Annotated in this window: 2 protein-coding genes; one reads left to right on the forward strand and one right to left on the reverse strand. The window is 62.3% G+C overall.

The window, feature by feature from the left end; genetic code table 11:
- Positions 1 to 247: 247 nt before the first annotated feature.
- Positions 248 to 1,129 (reverse strand): alpha/beta fold hydrolase, encoded by an 882-nt coding sequence (locus AC6CH8_RS22770; RefSeq protein WP_498192456.1) that lies wholly within the window; start codon positions 1,127 to 1,129, stop codon positions 248 to 250.
- Between the two features lie 122 nt (positions 1,130 to 1,251).
- On the opposite strand from AC6CH8_RS22770, the gene AC6CH8_RS22775 reads away from it, so the two are divergent.
- Positions 1,252 to 3,162 carry an AfsR/SARP family transcriptional regulator gene (locus tag AC6CH8_RS22775; RefSeq protein ID WP_498192457.1) on the forward strand — a complete coding sequence of 637 codons (1,911 nt, stop codon included), beginning with the start codon at positions 1,252 to 1,254 and terminating at the stop codon, positions 3,160 to 3,162.
- The last annotated feature ends 97 nt before the right edge of the window (positions 3,163 to 3,259 follow it).

Below are 3,259 nucleotides of genomic sequence, written 5' to 3' on the forward strand. Positions count from 1 at the left end.
GTTCTCAAACAACAGACCCCCCAAAACATCACCCACAGCACACCACAAAAGCAGCGCACCCAACAGGGCCATTGGAAAAGAAGAGTTATTTTTGGCCGCCTACCGAACCGTACACACCTTCCGGCTTTCCGTTTCGCACCCGGCGACTCAGAAAACAATACACGCCCCACACCCCCAACGCAAATCCACCCCCAACCCCACCCCACACACCCCCAAAACCCCACCAACCGCCGTCGGACGCCACTCCTTAGCGCTCCATCAACTCGCGCATGGCCGCGACCACCGCCGCGGGATTCTCCTCAGCCATGAAGTGGCCAATGTTCACGGTCATGTGTTTAAGATCCGGCGCCCAAGCACGCCACAGGGCAGCGGCGTCATAGCCCAGCACCGCTCCCCAGTCCTGTTGCATCACCGTCACTGGCATTGGCAGGGTGTGTGCACCGTTCCTATCGGCGCGATCATGCGCGACGTCGATTCCCGCAGAAGCCCGGTAGTCCGCAACGATTGACCACACTGCCTGACCGGATGCCTTCAGATACTCCTCCCGATACCGTGGCGGGATCGCTTCAGGATCGGCCGCCCATCCGTCGATGAACGATGCAAAGAAGGAGTCTGCAGTCGCTTCGATCATGGGCTCGGGGATTCCCGCTGGCTGAGCCATCAGATAAAGGTGCCAAGCCACTTTCGCATCCGCCCCGTGGAGGATATCCCACATATCCAACGTCGGCAGCACATCCAGGACCAACAGGTGGCTGACGGCGTCGGGATGGTCCAAACCTGCCCGCACAGCAACCAGGGCGCCACGATCGTGACCCGCCAGTGCGAAGCGATGGTGCCCAAGGCCCCGGGCGGCCGCGACGATGTCCGCGGCCATCGTCCGCTTCGAGTACGTTTCCTCCGCTTCCCCTGCCGGTTTATCGCTTGCCCCGTAGCCACGATGGTCCGGGCATATGACCGTGTGGTCCGCCACCAAGTCTGCGGCGATATGCCTCCACATGAGGTGCGTCTGCGGAAAGCCATGCAAAAGTACGACGGCGGGCCCGTGCCCCGCCACTGCGACGTTCAGTTCGACGTCAGGTGCTACAGGTACGCGGTGATAGGTGGCCTCGGGAAGCAGTGTCAAAGTCAATGGAGTCTCCATTCATTGGTGGTAGACCCACTCTCCTGCCACTGAATCAGCAGCGAATCAGCTGGACCCGTGGCAGGCAATGGACACCCTTGGTTGTCTTGCTTCCTCACTACGATTGACACGTGACTACTGCGTCAATCCGAAGTACTGTGCAGATCCGTGTCCTCGGACCCCTCCAGGTGAGTGTTGATGGAGAAATGCAGGAACTCTCCGAGCGCCGGCATAGGGAAATCCTTGGCATGCTCGTTGCACTGCGAGGCCGCGATATCTCAACGGCGTCACTCATTGATGAACTGTGGGACGGTAAGCCGCCACCGGGAGCTGTCGGAGCAGTCCGCACTTTCGTTGGTGAGCTTCGCCGCATCCTGGAACCACGTCGGCTACCACGCACCCCACCCTCGGTGCTCGTTACGGTGCGCGATGGGTACGCCCTTCGACTCGATCTCGACGCCGTTGATGCTTGGAGGTTCGGGGCGGCAGTGTCCCGAGCAGTTGGAGCGACGCCCAACCAGGCCGAATCACTCTTGTCCACCGCACTCGGCGAGTGGCGGGGCGCAGCCTTTCATGAATTCGCCGAGCGGCCTTGGGCCCTTCCAGAGGTAAAACGACTTACCGGGCTGCGGCAGACCGCCGTCGAACGCTTTGCCTCCGCGTGCCTGGACTGCGGCCAGCCGGCGGAGGCCGTTGCCATGCTGGAAGCGCAGGTGGAGGAGAACCCCTGGCGCGAAGAAGGATGGCGCTTGCTGGCCATGACGCTGTACCAAAGTCACCGCCAAGGCGATGCATTGGCCGTCCTTCGGCGGGCACGGGCGCAGCATGCCAACGAACTGGGGCTGGACCCAAGCCCCGCGCTCGTGGATCTGGAGGGCAGGATGCTCCGCAGGGATCCCGGGTTGCACCACGTGGAACCCCTCCGTTTGGCCATGACTGCCACCGCCTATTCCAGAAGCGGCACGAGAGTTCAACTGGAAGCCTCAAACGCTGTGTTGGGCAGCTTGGCAGTCGCTGGCAATCTTGAGACAGCTCGCACCCAACGCATAGCGGCCATCCAAGCTGCTGCAGACCTGAACGATCCCGCACTCGCCGCACGCGTCATTGGCGGCTACGACATACCCGGGATTTGGACGCGCCCGGATGACCCAGCTGCTGCCGCCGTCGTGATGGCCGCTGCGGAGGATGCGCTTGCCGCCAACCCAGGCCTCAACGACCGAACCCGTGCCCGTCTCCTGGCCACCATAGCCATGGAATCCCGGGGCACCGGCGCTCGCCACTCGGAAGTCAGCGAAGCGGAGTCAATCGCCAGGAGACTAGGGGACGCGCAACTGCTCTGTTTCGCCCTGAGCGCCCGGTTTATGCAGACCTTCACCTCAGCCGGCCTTGCAGCAGATCGCGCCGAAATCGGCCAGGAGCTGATAACAACAGCGTTCGACGCCGATTCGCCCACCTTTGAAATCAACGGGCGGCTGATTCGTATGCAGGCATTGTGCGCCATGAATGACATCAGCTCAGCCAGCACCGAAGCCGATACGGTGGACCGGCTGGCCCAGCGGCACGAGAGACCGTTGGCGAGCGTGTTCACCCACTGGTTCCGGTGGACTTTCCTCGGCGACAGCCAGCCACCTCCGTCGCCGACAGAGATGCCTGGCTTCACTGACGGAATCGAGGCTCTGGTGACACTTGGCCGCGAGTTGGGTGAGGATGCTGAACTGAGCGACGGCGACTTTGGCCCCTATGAGCGCTGGGTTCGGCCCCTTTTGCTGGTGAGGACTGGCGCGTACCACGAGGCGAGTGAAACTCTCCGGCGGCTTCCGGATCCCCCCTCGGATCTTTTACTCGAGGCGACTTGGTGCATCATTGCCCAGGCAGCCAGCGAACTGGGCGAGCCCTCTGTGATCCGCCGGGCGTTGGGTGCCTTGGAACCGGCCAGACAGGAACGGGCTGCCGGAAGTGGCGTGGTGGACTTGGGCCGCGTTGATCACTATCTGGGGCTGCTTGAGGTGGCTGCTGGGTGTCGGCGTGAGTTTGGTGGTTAAAGGGGTGAAGCCTCCGTGGTGGGGGAGGCTTTTGTTTTGGGGTTTTGTTGTTAAATGCGGGAGACCCCCCAACCCTGTGGGTTGGGGGGTCTCTACC

The sequence above is a fragment of the Paenarthrobacter sp. GQ52 genome, from assembly GCF_059759005.1.